Annotated in this window: 19 protein-coding genes and 1 riboswitch; of the genes, 11 read left to right on the top strand and 8 right to left on the bottom strand. The window is 61.8% G+C overall.

Translation table 11 applies throughout. The features are described from left to right. Positions 1-22: 22 nt before the first annotated feature. Positions 23-907, top strand: a complete 885-nt coding sequence (locus ASD58_RS23330) for a hypothetical protein (protein ID WP_156401448.1) — start codon at positions 23-25, stop codon at positions 905-907. Here ASD58_RS23330 and ASD58_RS23325 read toward each other — a convergent pair. Next, entirely contained in the window at positions 895-2,505 is a 1,611-nt protein-coding gene (locus tag ASD58_RS23325) for an FAD-binding oxidoreductase (protein WP_057263626.1), read from the bottom strand. The genes ASD58_RS23330 and ASD58_RS23325 overlap by 13 nt on opposite strands. Position 2,506: 1 nt before the next feature. Beyond that, positions 2,507-3,331: a long-chain N-acyl amino acid synthase gene (locus tag ASD58_RS23320; protein ID WP_162253051.1), complete on the bottom strand. Its 825-nt coding sequence runs from the start codon at positions 3,329-3,331 to the stop codon at positions 2,507-2,509. On the opposite strand from ASD58_RS23320, the gene ASD58_RS23315 reads away from it, so the two are divergent. The 4 genes from ASD58_RS23315 to ASD58_RS23300 all read left to right on the top strand — a co-directional run bounded on the left by ASD58_RS23315 (position 3,330) and on the right by ASD58_RS23300 (position 7,476). Further along, positions 3,330-4,331, top strand: coding sequence for an EDSAP-1 family PEP-CTERM protein (locus ASD58_RS23315; protein WP_057263622.1), 1,002 nt, complete (start codon positions 3,330-3,332; stop codon positions 4,329-4,331). The genes ASD58_RS23320 and ASD58_RS23315 overlap by 2 nt on opposite strands. 102 nt (positions 4,332-4,433) lie before the next feature. Then, a complete protein-coding gene (locus ASD58_RS23310; protein WP_057263620.1) occupies positions 4,434-5,957 on the top strand; it encodes an XrtA system polysaccharide chain length determinant in 1,524 nt (507 codons plus the stop codon). 11 nt (positions 5,958-5,968) lie between these two features. Next, a complete protein-coding gene (locus tag ASD58_RS23305; protein WP_057263618.1) occupies positions 5,969-6,733 on the top strand; it encodes an XrtA-associated tyrosine autokinase in 765 nt (254 codons plus the stop codon). Then, positions 6,730-7,476: a class I SAM-dependent methyltransferase gene (locus tag ASD58_RS23300; protein WP_057263616.1), complete on the top strand. Its 747-nt coding sequence runs from the start codon at positions 6,730-6,732 to the stop codon at positions 7,474-7,476. Before ASD58_RS23305 ends, ASD58_RS23300 begins: the two co-directional genes overlap by 4 nt. 3 nt (positions 7,477-7,479) lie before the next feature. Here the strand turns inward: ASD58_RS23300 and ASD58_RS23295 are convergent, their stop codons facing one another. From ASD58_RS23295 to ASD58_RS23285, 3 genes are read right to left on the bottom strand one after another with little or no spacing between them, the layout of a single operon-like run. Further along, positions 7,480-8,526: a glycosyltransferase family 4 protein gene (locus tag ASD58_RS23295; RefSeq protein WP_057264112.1), complete on the bottom strand. Its 1,047-nt coding sequence runs from the start codon at positions 8,524-8,526 to the stop codon at positions 7,480-7,482. 10 nt (positions 8,527-8,536) lie between these two features. Next, positions 8,537-9,964 (bottom strand): oligosaccharide flippase family protein, encoded by a 1,428-nt coding sequence (locus ASD58_RS23290; RefSeq protein WP_057263614.1) that lies wholly within the window; start codon positions 9,962-9,964, stop codon positions 8,537-8,539. Position 9,965: 1 nt separating this feature from the next. Next, positions 9,966-12,047 carry a glycosyltransferase gene (locus ASD58_RS23285; RefSeq protein ID WP_229210080.1) on the bottom strand — a complete coding sequence of 694 codons (2,082 nt, stop codon included), beginning with the start codon at positions 12,045-12,047 and terminating at the stop codon, positions 9,966-9,968. Positions 12,048-12,145: 98 nt separating this feature from the next. On the opposite strand from ASD58_RS23285, the gene ASD58_RS23280 reads away from it, so the two are divergent. Then, on the top strand, positions 12,146-12,850 hold the full coding sequence (locus tag ASD58_RS23280; protein ID WP_057263612.1) for a hypothetical protein: 705 nt from the start codon (positions 12,146-12,148) through the stop codon (positions 12,848-12,850). Then, the gene (locus ASD58_RS23275; protein ID WP_057263610.1) at positions 12,835-13,455 is read left to right on the top strand and encodes a tetratricopeptide repeat protein; all 621 of its coding nucleotides are present in this window, start codon (positions 12,835-12,837) and stop codon (positions 13,453-13,455) included. Before ASD58_RS23280 ends, ASD58_RS23275 begins: the two co-directional genes overlap by 16 nt. Here the strand turns inward: ASD58_RS23275 and prsR are convergent. Then, positions 13,429-14,775 carry a PEP-CTERM-box response regulator transcription factor gene (prsR, locus tag ASD58_RS23270; RefSeq protein ID WP_057263608.1) on the bottom strand — a complete coding sequence of 449 codons (1,347 nt, stop codon included), beginning with the start codon at positions 14,773-14,775 and terminating at the stop codon, positions 13,429-13,431. The two genes, ASD58_RS23275 and prsR, sit on opposite strands and share 27 nt — an antisense overlap. Positions 14,776-14,876: 101 nt before the next feature. Between prsR and nadB the strand changes: the two genes are divergently transcribed. Continuing rightward, positions 14,877-16,484 (top strand): L-aspartate oxidase, encoded by a 1,608-nt coding sequence (nadB, locus tag ASD58_RS23265; protein WP_057263606.1) that lies wholly within the window; start codon positions 14,877-14,879, stop codon positions 16,482-16,484. Here the strand turns inward: nadB and ASD58_RS23260 are convergent. Beyond that, complete coding sequence (locus ASD58_RS23260; RefSeq protein WP_057263604.1) at positions 16,481-17,224, bottom strand: ABC transporter substrate-binding protein; 744 nt, start codon at positions 17,222-17,224, stop codon at positions 16,481-16,483. The two genes, nadB and ASD58_RS23260, sit on opposite strands and share 4 nt — an antisense overlap. A 39-nt stretch (positions 17,225-17,263) precedes the next feature. Between ASD58_RS23260 and ASD58_RS23255 the strand changes: the two genes are divergently transcribed. Then, positions 17,264-17,806: a GNAT family N-acetyltransferase gene (locus ASD58_RS23255; RefSeq protein WP_057263602.1), complete on the top strand. Its 543-nt coding sequence runs from the start codon at positions 17,264-17,266 to the stop codon at positions 17,804-17,806. Between the two features lie 53 nt (positions 17,807-17,859). Here ASD58_RS23255 and ASD58_RS23250 read toward each other — a convergent pair whose 3' ends face one another. Further along, complete coding sequence (locus ASD58_RS23250; protein ID WP_057263600.1) at positions 17,860-19,947, bottom strand: 3-hydroxyacyl-CoA dehydrogenase NAD-binding domain-containing protein; 2,088 nt, start codon at positions 19,945-19,947, stop codon at positions 17,860-17,862. Between the two features lie 432 nt (positions 19,948-20,379). Here ASD58_RS23250 and ASD58_RS23245 point away from each other — a divergent pair, with 432 nt between their 5' ends. Together ASD58_RS23245 and ASD58_RS23240 are read left to right on the top strand one after the other, a co-directional pair. Next, entirely contained in the window at positions 20,380-21,609 is a 1,230-nt protein-coding gene (locus ASD58_RS23245) for a S8 family serine peptidase (RefSeq protein WP_057263599.1), read from the top strand. 298 nt (positions 21,610-21,907) lie between these two features. Further along, positions 21,908-21,994, top strand: a riboswitch (cyclic di-GMP riboswitch). A 125-nt stretch (positions 21,995-22,119) separates the two neighbouring features. Next, positions 22,120-23,880: a S8 family serine peptidase gene (locus tag ASD58_RS23240; RefSeq protein ID WP_057263596.1), complete on the top strand. Its 1,761-nt coding sequence runs from the start codon at positions 22,120-22,122 to the stop codon at positions 23,878-23,880. Positions 23,881-24,085: the final 205 nt, after the last annotated feature.

Here is a 24,085-nt window from a genome sequence, read left to right as displayed (position 1 = left end):
TATCCACCATTGGGAGCACACCATGTTCAAGAGCGTACTTAACAAGGGCGTCGCCTGGCTTTGCGCCATGGCAATCGCCGCACCGGCCGCGGCAACCCCGCTCGCACCATTTGCGCTGCATTCGGGCGGCGCCGTTGAAATCAAGTTCAGTGGCTACCTGGCCCGCAGCGGCGATACCAGTGGCGCGCCAGGCCTGCGCGAAGCAAGTTTCGGCGCTGGCTATATGACCAGCATCCACGAACTGGGCAACCCCGCCAACCAGCTGTGGCGCAGCGGGCAGGACAACCAGAGTATTTCCTTCATGATGTACGGCGCAGCCGACGCCGCAGTGCTCCCCGTGGCCGGCGCATCGGCGCACCAGGTAGTCGGTACGGGCTGCACGCATCTCGCTTTTGGATGCGACGGCAAAATCCACCTCGATTTCTATCTCGATAAGCTAAACGGCGGAACCAATCCCGGCTTTGGCATTGGCGGCCTCAAGGCTTCGCAACGCCAGGGCTTCAACCGCCTCGGCGGCATTACCGATGGCGCCCTGTTGATGCGCTGGGAATTCGTGCCCGGGCTGGCGGCCGCCTCACCAGGCGGAACACCGGCTACGTTCTACCAGCAACTGAGCGGCGTCACTTCGCCATCCTCAGGCTTTGGCAGCTACCTGGCGCGTTGTGCTGGAGGTCCCGCTTGCGGCTATTTCAGCAACGGGATGCAACAGGCGGGCGCCGATTTCTACGGCACCAATACGATGACCAGCATCCTGGCCCTGACCGCCATCGGGCAAAATGGCTGGGCCGCCCGCCTGTCGGACCCCGTCATCGCCCAGGTATCGCTGGGCCAGCCTGGCACCGGCATGCTGCTGCCGATCGGCGCGGCGATGCTGCTCTGGATGCGTCGGCGCCGTCAACGGGGCTGATAGCGGCCCGGTGCGATGATGTGCTGCGGATCGAGTGCGGCCTTGATGCGGGCCACTGTACTCCAGTAGCTATCGTGGCCGCTGTCCAGCGCCTTCATCGATTGCGGGCCCACGCGGTAGGGAATGTAGCCTGCGGCCATGAGCCGGGCGAACGCGGCGTCGTAACAGAGCCTGGCGCGGGCGACTTCTGCTGCATCCTCCTGGTCAAAGCAGATGGTCAGCACGCCTCCCAGCGCACGCTCGTTGATCATGCTGAAGGTTTCGAACAGGTCGAAGCCATGTGTGGCAAACACCGGCTCCACCAGCGCGTGCACCTGCAGCAGGTCGGCGCCGCGCATCGGCAGCACCGGTGCCAGCCACATCATTCCACAGCCATCACGCGCCGGGTTGGCGCCGCGAGGGAAGCCCGGTGGCAAACCACCGCGCCGGCGCCAGTAGGCACCCGCAAGGAAGCGGCCGTCGGGAATGCCCCGATTCATGTTCAGCAAGGAGCGGCCGAGCTCAACTTGCGCGGACAGCCTTGCTCCAAGCCTGCCTTGCCCCATCAGGCGGGCGGCCAGGCTGCCAAGAGCCAGCCCCCGTTCGTCGATAAAGCGCAGCGTGGCAAGGCGTCCGATTGCCGCACGCATGGCGCGGCGGGCGTCGGCGACCTGGGCCGGACGGCCGTAAAGCGCGGCAGACACAGTCCAGGCGCCGATCCCAGCATTGCGGCAAAGCTCGGCGCGCAAATGGGGCGGCAACGGCGGTCCCTGCGGCGCCAGTGCAGATGGGAACACCATCCCGCCCGACAGGACCCGCAAGTCATTCCCGATATGCACCACACTGGACAAGGTGCCATCCATGCGTAGCGGCCTGAGCGCATCCACCACCGCTGCGATGCCATCGAAAGTGGCGACGCTCGCAACCATGTGGCTTACCACTTCAGTTTGTGGCATCAACCAGAAGCCGAGGCTGGTAACGATGCCGAAGTTCGATTGCGTAAACAAGCCGTCCAGCCAGGGCCCGACGCCATAGGGGTAAAGGTGGGCCGCGCTGGCGTGGGCGAAATGGGCGAATCCGGTCTCCAGCGTATCGCCGTTGGCCAACACAATGCGCATGCCGGCGATGTGCAGCATGCGGTTGCCATACGGCGTATGCCCGAAACCGCGCTCCAGGATATTTCCGACCAGGCTGGTGTCCGGCCCTGCGCCAGTGCAATCCATCCACAAGGGCAGCTGCTTCTCGGCCAGGTGGCCCGCAAGCTGGGCCTGCGTGACGCCAGGCTCGATGACGGCATAGGCAAGGTCCCGCTCGAGATGGAGGATGCGATTCATTCCGCCCAGGTCCACGATGACCTGGCCCGGGCCGCATGGGTTGGCGTCGCCATAGCCCCAGTTGCGGCCGGTACTTAGCGGATACAGCGGAATGTCAAATTCGCCGGCACTGCGTACCACCGCCACTACTTCCCCATGCGAGAGCGGGCGCAGTACCGCCAGCGGCGCCACAGGACTGGCCGCAGTGCTGGCCATGTACGCTGCGAGCTGGTCGGGCGCGGTCAGTACGCGGGCGGGGCCAAGCAACAAGCGCCAGGCCTGTAATGCAGCTTCGAACTTGGCCATCTCAGTCCCTCCCCTCGCGCAAGCGCACCGTGATGCCGACCTCGTCTTGCGGCGAGAAAAAGAAGGGATAGAAGGAACGTTCGTTCGGTACCGTTTCCATGCGCCCGCCATACAGCCGGATCTGCTCTGTCATGTGCGACAGGTCGAGCCGCAGCAGGACGGCGGGCGCTCCAACGCGGCTGCAATGCCGTTCGGGAGCCGCATCGTGGAAGCCCAGCATGCGCTTGTAAAACCTGACGTGGCGCGGATTGACTTCGATAACGTAATCAGTGCACCCATGCAGGTTGTGGGCATACACGTATGAAATGTGAATCAGCGCCGCAAACACCCGCATATTGACATTGCGGTCGATCGCCAGGCGCGCCGGCTCGCACAGCTGACGCCCTTGGGCACGCAGGGCAGACAAGATGTCGCTAAAGTTTTCATCAGCCGGCAGCCCAATGACGGGGTCGTCCAGGCACAGCGACATGGTGGCGACAGTTTCGCCCAGGCTGTCGGCGGCCAGTGTGATGCGGTTCGGTTGGTGAGGCGCGTTGGGGTCCACCTCATAGCCGCGCCAGCCATACATCTTTTGCAGCAGCACACTGGCCGCCTCACGCTTGCCGGCCGAGTTGGCAAGCCGGATATGGAATAGTTGCTGGTCTATCGCCTGCAGCGGCTGCTCACTGGTCGCGTTTTCGTCTATCAACAGGGAAACAATGGTGTCGTCGTCCACGGTGCGTCCTCCTATCGGAATACGGCTTGGACGCCGGGCCTGGCATAAGGTTCCGCTCGCGTCGGATTTCTTTTCACGGCGCTCGGCCGGCGGGGCACCGGTGCCTGGCATGGATGCTGCTGATACGACCATGCCGGCAACCCTGCCGCAATCCAATCGGGAGATCCACGCTATGATTACCTTCCGCAAATCTTTACTGGCAACTGCAGCCCTGTTGGCGGCAGGCATTGCCAGCGCACCGGCCCAGGCCTCGACGTTCGCCTCGGCCATCCTCGATATCAACAACTTCCGGCTGCTTCATTCGAGCGGTACCGCCTACAGCACGGCGGACTTCACGATCCTCCAGGGCACCAACGACGCGCACGCAACGGCGTCGCTGAACCAGGTCTTTGCCAACGGAACGTCGTCGATCCCCATCCTGATCGGCACACCAAACGTGCTGCATCAATGCCAGGGCGCCCCATGTCCCGGTCTGGCCGACAACGACTTCACCAAGTTTGCCAATCCGCCGCCCGTTCCCGGCACCTTCGGCTATGCCGACCAGGACCTGACCGGTGCCTCGATCAGCATCAACGGCAACCCCGCCGGGGCCCATGCCCGCACGCGCGCCGATGCCTCGACCGCCTTGAACGCAATTGCTTCGGGTAATTCCGACGTCGGGACCTCGACCACCTTCAGGTTCACCCTCGGCGCTGCGGACACCATGACCGTGTCGTTCGACGCTGCGGCATACACCCAGGCGTTTGTGTCGAACGGATCGGGGCCGGACGCCAATGCTAATGCGCGCTTGTCGTGGTCCATCAACATCATCGACCTGACTACCCAGGGTACGGTCTTTGCCTTCGCACCGCCCCAATTAAACGCGCTCAGCGTGCGCAGCCGCACCGACGGCATGCCGGGCCTCCTGACATACAACTTTGCAACGGTTCCCGGGACGCCGCTGTCCATGGTGTCGCCTTTGCTGACGGCAGGCACCAGTTACCAGATCACGATCCAGCACAACACCCTGGCCAACGCCCTGCAACAGGAACTGCCAGAACCCGCTTCACTGGCAGTGCTCGCTGCAGGCATGCTGGCCATGTCGGCAGCCCTGCGCCGCCGCAAATCCTGATCGGTTCTTGACAGGCCTCAAAGTTCGGACGGGTTCGCCAGCCATACTGGAAACCCGCCCATATAATCCAGAGGACCACGGCGTAACACCAGGGAGCGCAGCATGGAGCATCTCTTCAGCCAACTGCTGTCCAGCCTGAAAGGCATCTGGAAACATCGCTGGGCAGGATTCAGCATCACCTGGCTGATCGTGCTGGCAGGCTGGGCCAAGGTCTATTCCCTGCCAAACGAATACCAGAGCACGGCACGGGTATTCGTCGACACGCAAAGCATCCTGAAGCCGCTGATGGTCGGCATGACCACCACGCCCAACGTCGAACAGCAAGTGGCAATCATGAGCCGGACCCTGCTCAGTCGCCCGAACATCGACCGCGTGCTGCGCATGGTGGACCTTGACGTGCGCACGGTGTCGGCGCGCGAGCACGACGCAATGGTCGACGACATGCTGAAGCGTATCCACATCAACGGTACCGGCACTTACGACATTTACACGATCAATTACACACATTCCGATCCGCGCCAGGTACGCGATGTGGTGCAGGCGCTGCTGTCAATCTTCGTGGAGGGCAGCTTCAAGGGGAAAAAAGGCGACTCCGAAAAGGCCGTGCAATTCATCGACGAGCAGATCAGGAACTACGAAGAGCGCTTGCTCGCGGCGGAAAATTTGGTCAAGGAATTTCGCCTGAAGCACAACTACCTCCTGCCGCGCGAGGGCCAGGACTATGGCGGCAAACTCCTGAGTGCAAGCGAATCGCTGGCCACTGCCCAGCTCGAGCTGGCCGAAGCCGAGCAGGCACGCAAGGCAATCGAAGCGCAGTTCGGCGGCGACGAACCGCTGCTGGCCGCAATCGGCACGCCGGGCGAAGTCTCCGAACTCGATGCCCGCATCAGCGCCTTGAACAAGAACCTCGATGTCCTGCGCATGCAGTACACCGACCAGCATCCGGACGTGGTCGCAGCCCTGCGGCTGGTCGCGCAACTCGAAGAGAAGCGGCAGCAGGAGCGCCAGAAGCAGGCGGACCCCGGCGATGCGGCACGCCAATACAGCCCCTTGTTCCAACAAATGAAAGTGGCCCTGGCTGAGTCGGAAGCCCGCGTTGCCGCCTTGCGGGCGCGCGTTGAGGCCATGCAGAAGCGGCAGTTGCAATTGCAGGAACAGCGCAACGCCGTGCCTGAGCTGGAGTCCCAGCTTGGGCAACTGACCCGCGACTACCAGGTCAACAAAGAAAATTACGAGAAGCTCATTGCGCGTCGCGAGGCGGCCAAGCTGTCGGGAGAATTGACAACGACTACCGAGATGATGAGCTTCAAGATCATCGATCCGCCCACCATGCCCCAGCGCCCAACCGGCCCGAACCGGCCCATGTACTACAGCGTCGTTCTCGTGGCCGGCCTGCTCGGCGGCACGGCCGCGGCACTGGGCCTGTCTGAATTGCGCCCGACTTTCCTGGGTCCAGCGGAACTGCGCGCGGCGACCGGTTTGCGGGTCCTGGGCACCATCGGCATGAACTGGACGGACGACGAAAAGCGCCGGCATGCCCGCGATCGGCTGGGCTTGGGTGCCGGCAGTGCCCTGCTCTTGCTGGGCTATAGCGGCGTCATGGTACTCACCCTTTTCTACCAATAGATGGAGGTTCCATGCAATTACCGCCCAGTTTGCTGGAAGTAGTACCGCCGGTCGAGCTAGGTTATGCCGACATCAACCTGGTGCGAATGCGCCAACGGGGAATGGTGACGCACGAAAGTGGCCGCACCTCGGTTGCGGAGGACTTTCGCATCGTCAAGCGGCACTTGCTGAATGATGCGCGCTTGAGCGGCGCCAGCGCTATCCCGCACGGCAACCTGATTGTCGTCACCAGCGCTTTGCCAGGGGAAGGCAAGACCTATTGCGCCGTCAACCTGGCCATGAGTATCTCGATGGAAAAGGACGCTCGCGCCTTGCTGGTCGATGCCGATGTTGCCCGCCCTTCGGTATTGAAGGTCTTGGGGCTCCAGGCCGACCGTGGCCTGATGGATGTCCTGCTGGATGGCAGCGTCGAGTTGTCAGACGTCATCCTGCGCACCAACGTGCCTTCGCTGAGCCTGCTGCCATCGGGGCCAGCTAGCCGCAACGCCACCGAGCTCCTCGCCAGCCGCAACATGAGCCGCCTGCTGGAAGAACTGGCCAGCCGCTACCCCGACCGCATCATCGTCTTCGATTCGCCGCCCCTGCTTCTGACCACGGAAGCCAGCGTACTGGTTTCCCAGATGGGACAGGTGGTCATGGTGGTCGAAGCCGAGACCACGACGCAATCGGCAGTACAGGCAGCCCTGCAGCGTATCGAACATTGCCGGCACGTGAACCTGGTCTACAACAAATCCCGCGCCTTCCCCGGCGCCCAATATTACGGGTACTACGAATGATCGATGCCGCAGCCATCGGCGTGCTGCTTCTGTGCGCCTATATCCTGCACAAGGTGCGGAATATGCACCTGCTGGTGCATGCAATGAAAGACGACTCGCGGCAAGAGCACGCATCGCTTTTCAGGCAGCTCGAAGCCTTGCAAGGGCTGTACATCAGCCTGGGCTTGCAGCGCGCATTGCCGCTGACGCGTGGCTGGGCCGCGTCGCCCGACTTCCTGCAGGAACTGGCGGCTTACGCACTCGACGAAAAGCCCTTATGCGTCGTTGAATGCAGCAGCGGGACCTCAACGCTGGTCCTGGCGCGCTGCATGCAGATCAACGGCGGCGGCAAGGTGTATAGCCTGGAGCATGATCCCGCCTATGCCCGGCGCACCCGGCGCCAACTCGAATTGCACGGCCTCGCGGACTGGGCGACAGTGATTGACGCCCCTCTACTGACCCAAACATTCGGCGACCGCCAGCAGCCATGGTATGACTGCAGCGGCTTGTCCACCGTCCAGCCAATCGAAATGGTTGTGATTGACGGCCCGCCACAAGCGATCAGCGATGCCGCGCGCTATCCGGCCGGCCCCATCCTCTTCCCACGCATGGCCCCCGGGGCAGCGATCTTCCTCGATGACGCAATGCGCCCCGGTGAACGCACGGCCTTGCAGCGTTGGGCTGCTGAATTTCCGGAACTCGAAATCAGTTCGCTGCCATGCGAAAAAGGCGCCGCGATGCTGCGTTACCGGCCGCGGATCTGAATATCAGGCAGCTTTGGCCGGCACCAGTTCCCGGTAACAGGCGGCAACCTGGGAAGCCACGCGCTGCCAGGTAAATTGCTCTACCATCGACTGGACGCTGGTTCGTTCCGGCGGCCGGGACGCCAGGCCGACGATCGCATCGCGCTGTCCGGCCTGGTCATTCCAGGCGACTTTGCGCAGCATGGTTTCCGAACCCTCGAGTTGCAGTGCGCTGTCCTGGGTCATGACGACTGGTGTGCCGGCCGCCAAAGCTTCAAGCACCGACAAGGGGAAGATTTCCCCCTGGCTCGGCAACGCCACCACTGAGGCGGCGGCATACGCGCTGGCCAGCAAGGGATCTTCATGGTCCAGGGCACCCAGCCAGCGCGCCCACGGCGATTTCAAGATGCTTTGCAGATAGTCATGCTCTTCGCGGGCGACCGGGCCAATCATCACCAGCGGCAGCTCGCTGCCCTCCAAGGCCCGGGCCAGCCCGAGCTGGTTCTTGTATGACGAGACCGCGCCGACCGCCAACACGAATGGGCCGACAATACCGGTCCGGTGCCGGAATAATTCGCCTTTCGCGGTGAAGAATTGCCGGCTGATGCCATTCGGGAAAACGCGGATCTTGGCGCGATCGGTCAGGAATCCATTGATGATCGCTTCCCGCTCCGCCTCGCCAAGGGCAATCACCAGGTCGGCTAGCTGCAGTGCGCGCTTGGTCTGCGCATAGCTGGTCTGCAGGTTGTACGAACAAATGCGTCCTGCCAGTCGGTCCGCCACCCGCGCCCGGAAGCCGGCATTGCGATTCCAGGTCGGTGACACCAACGGTGAAAGAACGACGGGAAGACCGAGTTCCACGGCGGATTCGACGACGCGGAAGTTGCCGTTGAATGCAGAAAACACGTGAATGACGTCAAAGTCGCTCAGCTTCTGGCGTGCCGGATCGACCAGTTCTGCCGACATCGACGCATCCAGATGGTTTAGCGCTGCAACAGTCTCCCGCACCTGCACCTGCAGGCCGCCTTCACGCTGGAACAACATGGGATAGGACAGGATTCCGATACGCATAGGACCTCCGTCATTGCTGCCAACCAGCGCGCCGCAGGAAGCCGGCAAGCGGGTGTCCCTGCAACCAAATCGCCAGACCCCAACCCAGCGCTCCGGCGCTGGCTCCGCCTGCCAGATGCACGATGCCCATTTCCCCGCCGGGGGCTGCGACGAGCACCAGGCAAGCTGGGGCAACAGCCGCGCCGGTAGCGCAAGCACTCTTGCGCAGAGCCCGCAGCAACATCGCAAGCTCCAGCCCATACAATTCGCGCAGGCATCGCAATACCAGCCAACTGCGGAAAACCAGGCTAAGGGCAACGGCTACCGCCAGCCAACTGAGGCCCGCAAGGCCGGCTGGCAGCAGCATGGCCAGACGCCCCAACACTGCTATTGCGTCGATTCTCGCCTGTGCCCCGATATGCCCCGTGGCGACCAACAGGTAGCGCCCCATATTGAACATGCTATACAGCGCGGCAGCACCACACATGATCCGTATCAAAGGTACGCATGCTTGCCACTGCTGCCCGTACAACAGCGTGACCAGCGGCCCCGCAAACAGGCCCGCGAACAGGAAGAACGGCCAGGACAACGCTGTAATACAAGCGGCTGCCGAGATGTATGCCTGCAGGGGATCGCCGCCTTCCCGCGCGTGCTTCGCGAACAAGGGAAAGACAACTGGCGACACAGCGCTGGTCACCGCCTGGTTAAAAAGGGACAGCACCGACTGCGCTTTGCCAAGCAATGCCACCTCCTCCGCACCGAGCAGCTTTCCGGCGATCAGGTCGGGCGCCACGACGCCCACTTCGTCGATGACATTTCCCGCGACGGCCAGTCCTCCGGGCCGAATCATTGCGCATACGCCCTGCAATCCCGGGCGCCAGGCCATGCCGGCCGGCTGCTGGACGAGCGCGGCCAGGAAGCCAATGGCCGTCGCAGCAAAGCTTCCCCAAGCCAGCGCACTTGTCCCGAAACCGCTTGCGGCCAAAGCGATGGTGGCTGCGAATTGCGTCACGCTGTAGCTCGCTGAAACCCGCAATAGTGCAGCGGCATGCATCTCGCGCCGCAATACGGCCGTCACCTGCGATGAGAATGGGACCAGCACGAAATTCAACGACAGGATGCGCAGCACTCTCGCCAGTTCAGGCTGGCGATAGAATGCAGCCAGGGAATCGGCCAGGCCGGCAAGCAGCAGCGCGAGGCACCATCCCATCCCAATCGAAATTGTCAGCAGGGCGCGCTGTTCAACAGTCGACAGCTCGCGCCGCGCCACCAGCAACTGGCCGGTACCCAGGTCCCGGAATACCTGCGCCAGTCCGGTCAGCACTGCGGCTATCGAATAGACCCCGATCTCCGACGGCGAAAGCAACCGGGCAAGCGCTATCGAAGAAATGAACGCCAGTACTGCCTGCAGATACTTTTCAGCGAAACCGAACGCGAAATTGCGCGCTATCCCGCGCATTTCACGTCAACCCAGCGTAGAACGCTTCCACTTGCGCGCTGATCACAGGGGCCGCATAACGCGCTTCCACTTCGGCCCTGCCCCGGCGGCCCATTTCAGCCCGGCGCGCAGGATCGTCGAGCAGGGCGGTAATCGTGGCGACAGCATTGTCGATATCGCCAGGAGCGATCAGCAAGCCGCCTGCGCTGCCTTCGAGGATGTCCTCGCTGCCCGGCACCCGCGTGGCCAGGGCGGGCACACCACAAGCCATCGCCTCGATGGTCGCAATCCCGAAGCCCTCGCGGCGGCTGACCAGCAGGTGCAAGTCCATGGCGGGGATAATGGACTCGACCTTGGCCTGGAAGCCCGTAAAAATAACGCGCCGTGTCAATCGCTGGCGACGAACCAGGTCGCGCAGCGAAGATTCCAGCGGGCCGGTCCCGACCAGCAGGAGCTTTAAACGGGGTCGTGATTTAGCCAGAAGGGCGAAGATCGCCAGCAATTCTTCCGGACGTTTTTGCGCCGACAGACGGCCAACACTGCCTATCACCTCGTCATTGTCGGCAATTCCCCATTGGCGCCGCGCTGCCGACCGGCGCCGGGGCGAAGCCTGGAAGCGCCGCATGTCGACGCAGTTCGGAATCACCGCCAGCCTCACGTCGACCGGGAGCCATTGCCGGTACAGCGCCAGGAAATACTTCATCGCAGAATCCGACACCGCGTAGACGCCCTTCACTCCCGCCATCGCGCGCTGCAGCATGCTGCGCTGCCATTCGTTGAATTCGGTATGTGGAAACGCGTTGTGGACACTGATTACCGCCGGCACACCGCAATGCTGTGCAAGCCACAAAGCGCTGGCGCCATAGGTGGTCCAGCAAAACGCCACATGCACCAGGTCCGGCCGCAGCCTTCGCAATGCCGGGGCACTGAACGCCATCACGCGCAAGCGATTGAGGTGGCGCCATGTCCATTCTTCCAGCATCGGCGCCACATTCAAGTCGGCGATCTCGACACACTCATCCTGTGCCGACTGCCGCCAGCGTTCATCGCCAACAAAACGCGGCGGCGCCAGAACGCAGTCGTAACCGACGCCCTTCAGGAAGCGCGCTTCGTCAAGCATGCGCAGTTCCATCCCACCGAGTTCGCCCGAGAAACTGGTCAGCACGATGCGCCGGCTGGCCGGGCGTTTGGTAGCGGCCGACGCTTCCGCGATATAACCGCCAAGGTACGCAAGTTCCCAGCGGCGCTGGAAGATGCGTTCCGGTTGCCGCAGCAGCGTGGCGGCAGCCAGACCGCCCAGTTCTTCCACGTATTTGCGCAGCATCCAGCGCGGCGCACCAAACAGTTCGGGAAACTGGCCAGGCTTGGTCAGGCGGCAAGCGCCGCGACCATAGCGCCGGGCACGGGCCATCACCCAGGCTGGCGTCAACTGCACTGGACGGATGTGGTGGGCAACACGGGCGGCGGGACAAAACCAGGACTGGAATCCAGCGCCCTCCAGCAAACGGGTGAAGCTGACCTCGCCGCCCATCGCATACTCACCCGCCGCTGGCCCGATCGATTCATCAAAGCGATACCCGTGGCGGAATACTTCCCCGCGCACCGCCATATTGGCGCCCCAGACCAGCCCCGGATAGACGGGACCTTCCGGCAGTTTCGGGTCGGTCAGGCCATAGGTCAAGCCGCAGGGAACGAGGCGCAGCAGCCATTCCGGCGGCGTCTCGCTCCAATCCGGCACGATGCTGCCGCCGAAAATCGCAAAGCCCTGTCGCTCCGTGGCCGCATCCGCGTAGCGCACAAGCCAGTCCCGGTCCGGCGTGGCGTCGTCGTCGGTAAATACGAACAGGCGCGTCTCGGGCCCTTTCATCGCCAGCGCAAGCCCATGGTTCAGCGCAGCGTTCTTGCCGCGCCGAGGCTCGTAGGCATAGTGCAGCGGAAGCCTGCTGGTGTAGGACATCAGCAGTTCACGCGTGCCGTCGTCGCTGCCGTTGTCGACCACCAGCAGGCGCCAGCCTTCTTCGGGACTATGCAACTGCGTGTAGGCATCAAGCACCTGCGGCAAAGTACGCACACCATTGAACGTGGCCATCAGCACAGTCAGCATGATGATTCCTCCCTGGAGGTCCCAGTCTATGCAAGGCGCCGGCCAAACCGCTTGCGTTAGCTCAAAGAGCCCGCGCGAAGCTTTGCTGTAATGGTTCCATGTCCACGCATTTCCTGCACACCGTTTCGGAACTGGGCGCCGCCAATGCGACCTGGTACGCCGCCGCGCGCGCCTTGCGTTTTCTCGGCTTGCACGTGTGGCGCTACCATTTCGTCGCGCAGCGCGTAGCGTCCAGCGCGATGCGAAGCGTGCCTGGAAAGCTCGTGATTTCCACCATCTCGAGCCTATCCGATTTACCGTCGGAATATCCCCGTCCTCGTGAAGTTGTCGCGGCGCGCTTTCGCCAGGGCGGCAACAGCATCGCGGCCTGGAAGGGCAAGGAGCTCGCGGCAATACTGTGGTACCAGCTCGGCGCCTACGAAGAAGACGAAGTCCGTGCACGCTATTACCTGCCATCGCCCGGTTCCTGCTGGGACTATGACGTTTTTGTGCAGCCGCACCTGCGCCTCGGAACTGCCTTTTGCCGGCTTTGGGATGAGGCGCACCGGTGCATGCACGCGCGCGGCATTCAATGGACCTGCAGCAGGATTTCCGCCTTCAACCCGGGTTCGCTGCGCGCGCACCGGCGGCTCGGCGCAATCCCCCTGGGCAGCGCCACATTCTTTGCACTTGGGCGCTGGCAGCTGATGTTCGCGAGCCGTGCGCCATTCATCCACCTGTCCACAGGCCCCGGCTCGCGGCCGCAGCTCGTATTCGATACACGCCCGCTTGAACATGGAGAACAGCAATGCCAGCCTACCTGATCCTGCTTGTTGCCCTGGCAAGCGATTGTCCGCCTTACAGCAAAGGCGCCACCGGCGGCGACTATTACGACCTGGAAGACGCGAAAGGACTAAACGTTGTCGAGACTTTCCATTTCGGCCCGCAGGTGGAAGCCCTGCAGCGGGGGATGTCCGGATCGATAGGCGGCGATATCGGCTATACGCTGGAGCACTTCCCCAATCATCCCCGCGCCCTTTCCGCGATGGCACGGCTTGGGTTGCGGATCAAGAAGGACCAGGCGCCAGGCGCCCGGCACAGCGTCGAATGCTATTTCCAGCGCGCCATCGATTTCGTGCCAAAAGACGGGGCTGCGCGGGCCCTGTTCGGAGCTTATCTCTTGTCGCTACGGCGCGACGCTGACGCGATCGAGCAACTGCAGGCGGCCCTACAGGTGCAGCCGGGCAATGCTGCTGCCTGGTATAACCTTGGATTGGCCAAAGTACGGCAAAAGGAATGGCCGGCCGCATTGGAAGCTGCCCATAAAGCTTATGGGCTCGGCTTCCCCCTCCCCGGCCTGCGGCAGCAATTGAAAGCGGCCCGCGAGTGGCGCGAAGCCGAGTCACTTGATCCCGTGGTGGCTCATTAAGTCGTACAACGTGGGGCGGCTCACCCCAAGCAGTTCGGAAGCACGCGCGATATTGCCGCCGGTTCGCGCCAGCGCCTTCACCATGACACGGTATTCGGCGGCATTGCGCGCATCGCGCAAGTCGATATTCTCGGCCTGGGGGGCGCCAGGCGGCAGGCCCAGGTCGTCAAGCGTGATGTGCGGGCCTTCACTCATGATCACTGCGCGCTTGATGCAATTCTCGATCTCCCGCACATTGCCCGGCCAGCCATACGCTTCAATGGCAGCCAGTGCGTCCGGATGGAATGGCAGCGCGGGACGGCCCTCGGTTTGCAGGAAGCGGTGCCGGAAATGCTGCGCCAGCAGCACTGCATCGCCGATCCGTTCGCGCAGCGGTGGCACAATCAGCACAATCTCGCTCAGGCGATAAAACAGGTCTTCCCGAAAACGGCCTTCATCGACCATGACCTTCAGGTTGCGATGCGTGGCACAAACGATGCGCACGTCGACCGCAATCTCGCTGCGCCCACCGAGCCGTTCGATCACGCGCTCCTGCAGGAAACGCAGCATCTTTGCCTGCAGCGGCAGCGCCATGTCGCCAATTTCGTCAAGGAAGAAGGTACCGCCTGCCGCCAGTTCGATCTTTCCCAGCGTCTGCCGTTCGGCGCCGGTAAAAGCCCCTTTCTCATAGCCAAACAGCTCGCTTTCAAGCAGGTGTTCGGGGATGGCAGCGCAATTGATGGCCACCATGCGCCGATCATGCCGCGCGCTCAGCTCGTGCAGGCCGCGCGCCAGCACTTCCTTGCCGCAACCGGAAGCCCCCATCAACATCACGGTGGCGGTACTGGGAGCGACCTTTTCGATGCTGCGGCACACCCGCAGCATGCCGGGATCGCGCGTCACCAAGCCCGCCAATGGAGAGTCAGTCTCGGTCTGCAGCATGCGGCGGTTATCCTGCTGGACGGCGTGCAGGAAGAATGCGCGCTCCGCCATCAGGCGCAGCATGTCGCCATCCAGGGGCTTCTGGTGGAAGTCGTAGGCGCCAAGCGCCATCGCTTTCAGCACATTTTCCCGGTCCTGGTTGCCCGACAGGACGATCACTTTGGTATCGGCCGCAATTGCCAGCATCTGCTGCAGCAACAGCAAGCCTTCGCACGCGCTGTCGGGCTCCGGAGGCAGGCCCAGGTCCATGGTAACCACCGCAGGCTGATGACGGCGCAACTGGCCGAGGGCGGCATCGCGGTTGCCCGCAAATACCACTTCATACGCGTCCAGGGCCCAGCGCAACTGCTTTTGCAGGCCGACGTCGTCCTCCACCACGAGCAGCTTTTTCTTGGTCATGAGCCCATGATGCAGCATGCCGTCAGTGGGGCTTTTGAGGCAGCGCAACGGCAAATAGTTTATATTGTTGCTTATTACGCGAAAAAACAATCCGAAACCCCATGAAATTCGACGTTGTGATTGTCGGCAGCGGCCTGGCCGGCCTCTCTGTTGCACTCCACCTGGCGGAAAGCCGCAAAGTAGCCATCATTTCCAAACGCGCGCTGCTCGATGGCGCCAGCAACTGGGCCCAGGGCGGCATTGCCGCCGTGCTCGATTCTGGCGACAGCCACGAACAGCATATTGCCGACACGCTGGTGGCCGGCGGCGGCTTGTGCGATGAAGGCGCCACCCGTTTCATCGTCGAGCATGGACGCGAGGCCATCGAATGGCTGATTGGCCTCGGCGTTCCTTTCACCCGCGACGAAAGCGCCGAACTGGGCTTCCACCTTACCCGCGAAGGCGGCCATAGCCAGCGCCGCATCATCCATGCGGCCGACGCCACCGGCCACGCCGTGCAGGTCACGTTGGAAGAAAAAGTGCGTGCGCATCCGAATATCAGCCTGTTCGAGCAGCATTGCGCAATTGACCTGATCACCACCGACAAGCTGGGGCCGCGCCCGGCCAGCTCGCAGCCACGCTGCCACGGCCTGTATGTGCAAGACGTGACAACCGGCCGGGTGCACACTGTCACCGCCGAACATACGGTGATGGCGACCGGCGGCGCCGGCAAGGTCTACCTGTACACCACCAATCCCGACACCGCCAGCGGCGACGGCATTGCGATGGCCTGGCGCGCCGGTTGCCGCGTATCGAACATGGAGTTCATCCAGTTCCACCCGACCTGCCTGTACCACCCCTACGCCAAGTCCTTCCTGATTACGGAAGCGATCCGCGGCGAAGGGGGGCTGCTCAAACTGCCGCCGGAAGCCGGTGCCGCCGCCGGCCAGCGCTTCATGCTGGCCCACGACGAACGCGCCGAACTGGCGCCGCGCGACGTCGTGGCGCGCGCCATCGACTTCGAGATCAAGAAGCGCGGCCTAGATTACGTACACCTGGACATCAGCCACAAGCCTGCCGACTTCCTGATCGAGCACTTCCCGACCATTTATGCCCGCTGCCTGGAACTGGGCATCGACATCACCAGGCAACCGATTCCGATCGTGCCGGCCGCACATTACACCTGCGGCGGCGTGGTGACCGACCTGTTCGGCCGCACCGATCTTCCAGGCTTGTATGCCGTGGGTGAAACCGCCTGCACCGGCCTGCATGGCGCCAACCGCCTCGCCAGCAACTCCCTGCTCGAATGCGTGGTGATCGGCCGTGCCTGCGCCCAGGACATCCTCGCCAAGGATAAGGAAAGCACGCCATACCTGCCCGATTGGGATGAAAGCCGCGTGACCGATGCCGACGAAGAAGTGGTCATTGCCCACAACTGGGACGAACTGCGCCGCTTCATGTGGAACTACGTGGGCATTGTCCGCACCACCAAGCGCCTGGAGCGTGCTCAACACCGCATCGCCCTGCTGAAGGAGGAAATCGACGAGTACTACCGCCATTTCCGCATCACCAGCGACTTGCTGGAACTGCGCAACCTGGTGGAGGTCGCCTCGCTGATCGTCAACAGCGCCCTGCAGCGGCGGGAAAGCCGCGGCCTGCATTTCAGCCGGGACTATCCAGCCACGTTGCCGAAGGCGCTGCCGACCGTGCTCACGCCGGAGCGCCGCTAAGGCACATTCACTTCGTGCCGCAGGCCGAGGCGCTTCAGCTCCCCGCTATCGACCAGGCGCTGGAATTCAGCATCGAATTCCTTGCGCAACGCGTCTCCGGCGGGACGCTTCGGGAATGCGAAGTATCCCTCCTGCACCTCGATTACGCGCGGCAGCATGGCCAACTGGCCGGACAAGCCCAGCCTGCCCAGCACCGGCTCCGTATTGCGGCGATTACTGGCAAACATTTGCGCATGTTGTGCCGCCAGCATTTTCAGCCCGCTGTCGACGCTATTCACCACGTCCAGCCTTAGCTGCGGACGGGCCTTGTCGAATCCCGCACCATAAGACCAGCCATTGACGATAGCGATGCGCTGTTCGGACAAGGAAGCATAATCCCCATCCCAGTCCTGCATCGCGCCTTTACGGACGTAAAACACCATCTGGTCCTGGTAGAACGGCAGCTTCGAAAACGACATGAGCTGCTGGCGCTCGAATGTCTTGTAGGGACCGACAAGGATATCGGCCTTGCCCTGTGCGACCAGGGCCTGGGCACGCGCCCATGGGTAAAGTTCAAAGACTGCGCGATGCCCCAGGCGTTGGGCGATGAGGCGCACCACCTCCGGTCCCAGGCCGACGATCTCGCCTTCCTGGCCGCGCTCGTACACGCGTTCGAAATGGGTTCCGATCACCAGCAGGTCGCGGGCGGCCGCCGGAAGGCAGCAAAGCAAGGCGAAGATTGCAGCAGCAAATTTGCGCATGGTTTCTCCCTGGGTGCCACCCTATGATAGCATTTCCGAATGACAAATCCAGCCACACTGCGCATCGCCACAACAGCCGATATCCCGGCCATGGAGGCCCTGATCCGGCGCTCGGGAATCCAGCTCAGCAAGGGTTTCTATACCGACGAACAGGCCGCCGCCGTGACGCGCCATGTCTTCGGCGTCGATACGCAACTGGTGGAGGATGGAACTTACTTCGTCATCGAACGCGATGGCGAACTGCGGGCCTGTGGCGGCTGGAGCAAGCGCGCCACCCTGTTCGGCGGGGACCGGCACAAATCGGGACCAGATCCACTGCTCGATCAAGCGACCCAGCCCGCCCGCATCCGGGCTTTCTTTGTCGATCCGGCGGCGCCGCGCCAGGGCCTGGGGCGCATGCTGATGGAACACTGCGAACGCGAGGCCGCCGCAGCCGGTTTCCTGGCAATGGAACTTGCGGCCACCATGCCTGGCGTGCCGCTCTATGCTGCCTGCGGCTTTGAATCGGTAGAGGACTTCGCGATTGCGCTGCCCGGCAACGTCTCGGTACCGTTGACGCGCATGCGCAAACGCATTGCCTGATTACCTTCCAGTGCCGGGACACTGGGCTTGCTGCGGACGCGGGCGGCTCCGTTTCAACTATTGAAACCCTTGCCTTCCGCTGCCAGCTTGGCCAGCAGCGGGGCCGGTTTCCATGCTTCGCTATGGCGACCCTTGGCGAACTTCTCGATGCTGCCCAGCACATTCACCAGGCCAACCGTGTCGGCATAGAACATCGGGCCGCCACGGTACAAGGGGAAGCCGTAGCCGGTCAGGTAGACCATGTCGATGTCGGAAGCGCGTAAGGCAATGCCCTCTTCCAGGATCAAGGCGCCTTCATTCACCAGCGCATAAATCAGTCGCTCAACAATTTCCTGCTCGCCGATCTGGCGGCGCTCAACGCCAATATCGGCCGAGTGCTTGACGATCATCTCGTTCACCACCGCGCTTGGGTATGCCTTACGGTCGCCTTCTTTATAGTCATACCAGCCGCCGCTGGTTTTCTGCCCAAAACGGCCCATCTCGCACAGCAGGTCGGCGGTCCTGGAGTACACCACGTCCGGCTTCTCGACGTACCGGCGCTTGCGGATGTACCAGCCAATGTCATTGCCTGCCAGGTCGCTCATGCGGAAAGGCCCCATTGGGAAGCCGAATTTTTCAATCGCCTTATCCACCTGCTCCGGCAACGCGCCTTCCTCCAGCAGGAAGCCAGCCTGGCGGAAGTACTGTTCGATCATGCGGTTGCCGATAAAGCCATCGCAAACACCCGACACCACACCGGTCTTTTTCAACTTCTTCGATAACGCCATGGTGGTGGCCAGCACGTCTTTGCCGCTTGCCTTGCCGCGTACCACCTCGAGCAATTTCATCACGTTAGCAGGACTGAAGAAGTGCGTTCCGATCACATCCTGCGGACGGCTGGTGAAAGCGGCAATCTTGTCCAGGTCCAGCGTCGAGGTGTTGGAGGCCAGGATCGCCCCCGGCTTCATAACCTCGTCCAGCTTGCGGAATACGGCCTCCTTGACGCCCATCTCCTCGAACACCGCTTCGATGACGATATCGGCATCGGCAATCGCCGCGTAATCCAGGGTGCCGCCGATCAAGGCCACGCGCTGGTCGAATTTATCCTGCGTCAGCTTGCCCTTCTTCAGGGTGTTTTCATAGTTCTTGCGGATGGTTGCCAAACCCTTGTCCAGCGCTTCCTGCCTGGTCTCGAGCAGCATGACCGGAATACCCGCATTGGCAAAGTTCATCGCAATGCCGCCGCCCATGGTGCCGGCGCCGATCACGGCTGCCTTGCGGATCTCGCGAACGGGGGTATCGGCCGTGACATCGGGAATCTTGCTTGCAGCACGCTCCGCGATAAATGCATGGCGCAGGGATTTGCATTCGGTAGTCTGCATCAGGTGCAGGAAGCGCTCGCGCTCGAACTTCAGCCCGGCCTCGAACTCCATGGTAACCGAGGCCGCCACGGTTTCCAGGCATTCCAGCGGAGCCGGGAACGGACCGGCGACCGCTTTGACGGTGTTTCGGCTGAACTGCAGGAATGCTTCATGATTCGGGTAATCGACTTTCCGGTCGCGTACTTTCGGCAATGGGCGAACATCGGCAATGCTTTCGGCAAAACCCTTTGCCTCGGCAAGCAGGTCGGCCCCGGCTGGCAGCAGCTTGTCGAACAAAGCGGTACCAGCCAGTTTCTCGGACAGTACAGGCGTGCCGGAGACAACCATGTTCAGCGCCATCTCCAGGCCGAGCACGCGCGGCAGGCGCTGGGTGCCGCCGGCACCCGGCAGCAAGCCAAGTTTCACTTCCGGCAAAGCGATCTGGGCGCCAGGCAACGCTACACGGTAATGGCACCCCAATGCCAGTTCCAGCCCACCACCCATGGCAACCGAATGGATGGCGGCCACCACCGGCTTGCTGCAACCCTCGACCGCGCGGATCAGGCTGTGCAGGGTCGGCTCGGTCAACGCTTTGGGAGAATTGAATTCCTTGATATCCGCGCCGCCGGAAAATGCCTTGCCTGCGCCAGTCAACACCACAGCCTTAACGGCACTGTCTTCCTCGGCTTTGCGAATTCCTTCGACCGCCGCGGCACGCGTGGCCAGGCCAAGGCCGTTGACCGGAGGATTATTCAGCGAAATGACGGCGATGGAACCGTGGACTGCGTAGTCTGCGCTCATGGATTGTCTCTTCCTTCTTGGTTTGATGGTGGTGCCGAGCAGATACTATACCCCAGAAATAGAACGGTCGTGCGCAGTTCTTCATTACTTGAATATTGTAAGTATCTGATTTTACAAAAGAAACCGCTGATAGCGCTTGCTACGCAACAAATCGGCGCCTAATATCGACTTCTGGATTCTGATACGTGTTCAAGCATAAGGACTCGCACCATGAAATCTATCACCGTAGTCGCCCTCGCCGCCTTTGCGGCCCCAGCCCTCGCCTCCCAGCCAGAATTGTTTGCACCGGGCCGCATCCTGGTGGAGCCGAGAGCGGGCCTTACCGTCGACGCAATGTCACAGTTTCTCGCCCCGGGCGGGTTTGGAAAGCTCAGGAAGCTAGGACAAAGTAATATTCATATTATTGAACTAACCAAAGGCTCCGAACGGGCCATGGTCAACAGGCTAAAAAACAACCCGCATTTCAAGTTCGCCGAATTGGACCAGATGGTGCCAGTCGCAGCCACAGCCAATGACCCTTACCTCGGCAGTGAGTGGCATATCAATAAGATTGCTGCCAATACCGCCTGGGATTCTGCCCAAGGTTCGGGCATTACCATTGCCATCCTCGACTCCGGGGTCGATTCGGCCCATGCCGACCTGGCTGCGAATATGGTCGCGGGATATAACAGCTACGACAACAATACCAACACAGCCGACGTGTGCGGCCACGGCACCAAGGTTGCCGGTTCCGCCGCTGCCGTGACCAATAACGCACTGGGAGTTGCGGGTGTCGCCGGCCGGGCCAAGATCATGCCCGTCCGCATTGCCTTTGTCAGTTCCGGCTCCTGCTACGCGTATTTCTCCACCATGGCCAGCGGGCTCACGTGGGCAGCCGACCACGGCGCCAGGATTGCGAATATCAGCTACGCCAGCGTCCCGTCCAGCCAGGCGGTGCAGAGCGCTGCCAATTACCTGCGCAGCAAGGGCGGTCTGCTCTTCGTTTCAGCCGGCAACTACAACCGTGACGAAGGCTTTATCCCGACCACAAGTATGATTCCGGTGTCCTCGACTGACCCGAACGACGCACGCTCGAGTTTCTCCAGTTATGGCGCCTTTGTCGCGCTGTCGGCTCCCGGGTCGGGCATTTACACCACCGTCAAAGGCGGCGGCTACGGCGGCGTGAACGGCACCTCGTTTTCCAGCCCGATCGCGGCTGCCGTCGGCGCCCTCGTTATGTCGGTAAATCCGGCCCTGACTGCTGACCAGGTGCAAAACATCTTATTCAATACTGCGGTCGACCTCGGGACGGCAGGACGCGACATCTATTTCGGTTACGGCCGAGTCAATGCCGCCGCAGCGGTTGCCGCCGCCAAGCCTGTGCCGGTGCCCGACACGTCGCCACCCAGCGTCTCCATCGCCACGCCTGGTGGCAGCAGCAGCGTTTCGGGCCTCGTGGTGTTTGACGTGACGGCATCCGATAACGTGGGCGTGTCGCGTGTCGACCTGAAGGTAAACGGCAGCCTGGTCGCTTCCGACAGCTCCGTCCCCTTCGGCTTCAGCTGGGATTCCACCACCGTTGCCAATGGCATCAACACCCTGGTCGCCCTCGCCTACGATGCTGCTGGAAACGTGACTACTTCCAGCGCCGTACAAGTGAATGTCGCCAATGCGCCCAAATAAATTTTCATTCGATTTGCCAGCCGTTTTTATTTAAAAGTATTATTGTTACTACGAAATGACAAGTAACATAAAGAAATATTGCAAGCCATTGAATTAACTAAAGTTTCTTTAATTCCAGACTTAATTGCGACATTCAAAAAAAGTTTTAAAATTCTGCTTGCCATGCGGCAATTGGCCGCNCAAGCCATTGAATTAACTAAAGTTTCTTTAATTCCAGACTTAATTGCGACATTCAAAAAAAGTTTTAAAATTCTGCTTGCCATGCGGCAATTGGCCGCATATAGTTCCGTACAGCAAGATCTGATAAGGGCAAACCGCGGGAAACTGCGGGACGCAAAGTCATCGGTCTAAAGGGCTTCGGCCCCATGACGGCAGGACTGCCAGACAAAAGTATCCCCACATGCATGGGCGTTGATACGCCTGTGCCGGTTGTGTGATGCAGTCTTCTACCGGCTTTTAGACCGGCGGGCAGTCCTCGTTTTTTATTTTTTGAAAACAGGGACTCGCACCATGAAAACCATCACCACCTTCTCCGCCGCAATCGCTACCGCCATCGCTACCCTGGCTGCACCAGCCTTCGCCGCTCAATCTGAAGACTTCGCCCAAGGCCGCATCATCGTGGAACCGAAAGCTGGCCTGACCGTGGCTGAATTCGGCAAGCTCCTGAAAGCAAACGGCGCCGGCAATGCGCGCAAGCTGGGCCAGAGCAACATCCACCTGATCGACGTGGCACACGGCTCGGAAAAGTCGGTGGTTGCCAAGCTGAAGAACAACCCGCACTTCAAGTTCGCCGAACTGGACACCCGCGTGCCAGTCGCTGCGGCACTGAACGACCCATACCTGGGCAGCGAATGGCACATCGCCAAGATCGGCGCCCCGGCTGCCTGGGATAGCGCCCAGGGCTCTGGCGTCACCATCGCCATCCTGGATACCGGCGTGGACGGCACCCACCCTGACCTGGCACCGCGCATGGTGGCCGGCTGGGACATGTACGGCAACACTGCCGACTCTTCCGACCTGTGCGGCCACGGCACCGCCGTCGCCGGCTCCGCTGCTGCTGCCGGCAACAACGCCACCGGCGTCGCCGGCGTGTCGGGCCAGTCGAAAATCATGCCGCTGCGTATCGCGTACAAGAACACCACTGACGGCCTGTGCTATGCCTACGCTTCCACCATCGCCAGCGGCGTGACCTACGCTGCCGACCACGGCGCGAAAGTCGTCAACGTATCGTTCTCCAACGCCGCCAGCAGCACCGCTGTGCAGAGCGCCGGTAACTACCTGAAGAGCAAAGGCGGCCTGCTGTTCGTCTCCGCGAACAACAACAACCGCGACGAAGGCTTCACCCCCAGCACCGCCCTGATCGCCGTCTCGTCTACCGACAGCGCCGACAACCGCTCCAGCTTCTCCAGCTATGGCGCSTTCGTGTCCCTGGCAGCGCCTGGCTCGAACATCTACACCACCAACAAGGGTGGCAGCTACGGCGGCTGGAACGGCACTTCCTTCTCCTCGCCAGTGGCGGCAGGCGCCGCAGCGCTGGTGATGTCGGCCAACCCATCGCTGACCGCCGACCAGGTACAGAACATCCTGTTCAGCACCGCAGTCGACCTGGGCACCGCCGGCCGCGACATCTACTTCGGCTACGGCCGTGTCAATGCCGCCGCCGCCGTGGCTGCCGCCAAGTCCATGCCGGCTGCCGACACCATGGCACCGACTGTGTCGATCGCCGCTCCGCTGGGCAGCAGCACCGTGTCCGGCCTGGTTTCGGTCAGCGTGAACGCTGCGGATAACGTGGGCGTGAGCCGCGTCGACCTGAAGGTCAACGGCACCGTGGTCGCCTCCGACGTGGCCGGCCCTTACGGCTTCTCCTGGGATTCGACCGGTGTCGCCAACGGCATGAACAACCTGGTGGCCGTCGCTTATGACGCAGCAGGCAACGTGGCTTCTTCCAGCACCGTGCAGGTGAACGTTTCGAACGCCGTCGCTGCGCCGGTTGCCGACACCACCGCACCTGTGCTGGCCATCACCAACCCGACCTCCGGCACCGTCAGCGGCACCGTGAACGTCACCCTCAACGCTTCGGACAACAGCGGCGCCGCCGGCATCAACATGAGCGTGTACATCGACGGTCAACTGAAAGCCTCGGGCGCCGGYTCTTCGCTGTCCTATAGCTGGAACACCCGCAAGATCGCYTCGGGCGCCCACACCGTCCAGGCAGTAGCCAAGGATGCAGCCGGCAACACCACCRCCACCAGCGTGCAAGTGACCCGCTAATTAATACTGAACCCTGTTTGAGCCCGGCTTAGGCCGGGCTTTTTTTTATTATGGCTCGGAAATATCAGTTAATACCGCGCCAAATGAAATTGAGTTAATAAACATTTCCGCGCGCCATTAGTTAACTCATTGATTTGACTGAATAATATTATTCGCTACAATCTTGCAAGCCAACTTTGCATAATTAATCAGATTGATTTGTTTC

It is taken from the genome of Duganella sp. Root1480D1 (genome assembly GCF_001427305.1).
Taxonomy (GTDB): Bacteria; Pseudomonadota; Gammaproteobacteria; order Burkholderiales; family Burkholderiaceae_D; genus Rugamonas.
This window is presented reverse-complemented; position numbering and strand designations above follow the sequence as displayed.

Excerpts from the sequence above, each read along its gene's own strand:
- ASD58_RS23330 (WP_156401448.1), top strand. The coding sequence starts at position 23 with ATGTTCAAGAGCGTACTTAACAAGGGCGTCGCCTGGCTTTGCGCCATG.
- ASD58_RS23325 (WP_057263626.1), bottom strand. The coding sequence starts at position 2,505 with ATGGCCAAGTTCGAAGCTGCATTACAGGCCTGGCGCTTGTTGCTTGGC.
- ASD58_RS23315 (WP_057263622.1), top strand. The coding sequence starts at position 3,330 with ATGGATGCTGCTGATACGACCATGCCGGCAACCCTGCCGCAATCCAAT.
- ASD58_RS23320 (WP_162253051.1), bottom strand. The coding sequence starts at position 3,331 with ATGCCAGGCACCGGTGCCCCGCCGGCCGAGCGCCGTGAAAAGAAATCC.
- ASD58_RS23310 (WP_057263620.1), top strand. The coding sequence starts at position 4,434 with ATGGAGCATCTCTTCAGCCAACTGCTGTCCAGCCTGAAAGGCATCTGG.
- ASD58_RS23305 (WP_057263618.1), top strand. The coding sequence starts at position 5,969 with ATGCAATTACCGCCCAGTTTGCTGGAAGTAGTACCGCCGGTCGAGCTA.
- ASD58_RS23300 (WP_057263616.1), top strand. The coding sequence starts at position 6,730 with ATGATCGATGCCGCAGCCATCGGCGTGCTGCTTCTGTGCGCCTATATC.
- ASD58_RS23295 (WP_057264112.1), bottom strand. The coding sequence starts at position 8,526 with ATGCGTATCGGAATCCTGTCCTATCCCATGTTGTTCCAGCGTGAAGGC.
- ASD58_RS23290 (WP_057263614.1), bottom strand. The coding sequence starts at position 9,964 with ATGCGCGGGATAGCGCGCAATTTCGCGTTCGGTTTCGCTGAAAAGTAT.
- ASD58_RS23285 (WP_229210080.1), bottom strand. The coding sequence starts at position 12,047 with ATGCTGACTGTGCTGATGGCCACGTTCAATGGTGTGCGTACTTTGCCG.
- ASD58_RS23280 (WP_057263612.1), top strand. The coding sequence starts at position 12,146 with ATGTCCACGCATTTCCTGCACACCGTTTCGGAACTGGGCGCCGCCAAT.
- ASD58_RS23275 (WP_057263610.1), top strand. The coding sequence starts at position 12,835 with ATGCCAGCCTACCTGATCCTGCTTGTTGCCCTGGCAAGCGATTGTCCG.
- prsR (WP_057263608.1), bottom strand. The coding sequence starts at position 14,775 with ATGACCAAGAAAAAGCTGCTCGTGGTGGAGGACGACGTCGGCCTGCAA.
- nadB (WP_057263606.1), top strand. The coding sequence starts at position 14,877 with ATGAAATTCGACGTTGTGATTGTCGGCAGCGGCCTGGCCGGCCTCTCT.
- ASD58_RS23260 (WP_057263604.1), bottom strand. The coding sequence starts at position 17,224 with ATGCGCAAATTTGCTGCTGCAATCTTCGCCTTGCTTTGCTGCCTTCCG.
- ASD58_RS23255 (WP_057263602.1), top strand. The coding sequence starts at position 17,264 with ATGACAAATCCAGCCACACTGCGCATCGCCACAACAGCCGATATCCCG.
- ASD58_RS23250 (WP_057263600.1), bottom strand. The coding sequence starts at position 19,947 with ATGAGCGCAGACTACGCAGTCCACGGTTCCATCGCCGTCATTTCGCTG.
- ASD58_RS23245 (WP_057263599.1), top strand. The coding sequence starts at position 20,380 with ATGGTCAACAGGCTAAAAAACAACCCGCATTTCAAGTTCGCCGAATTG.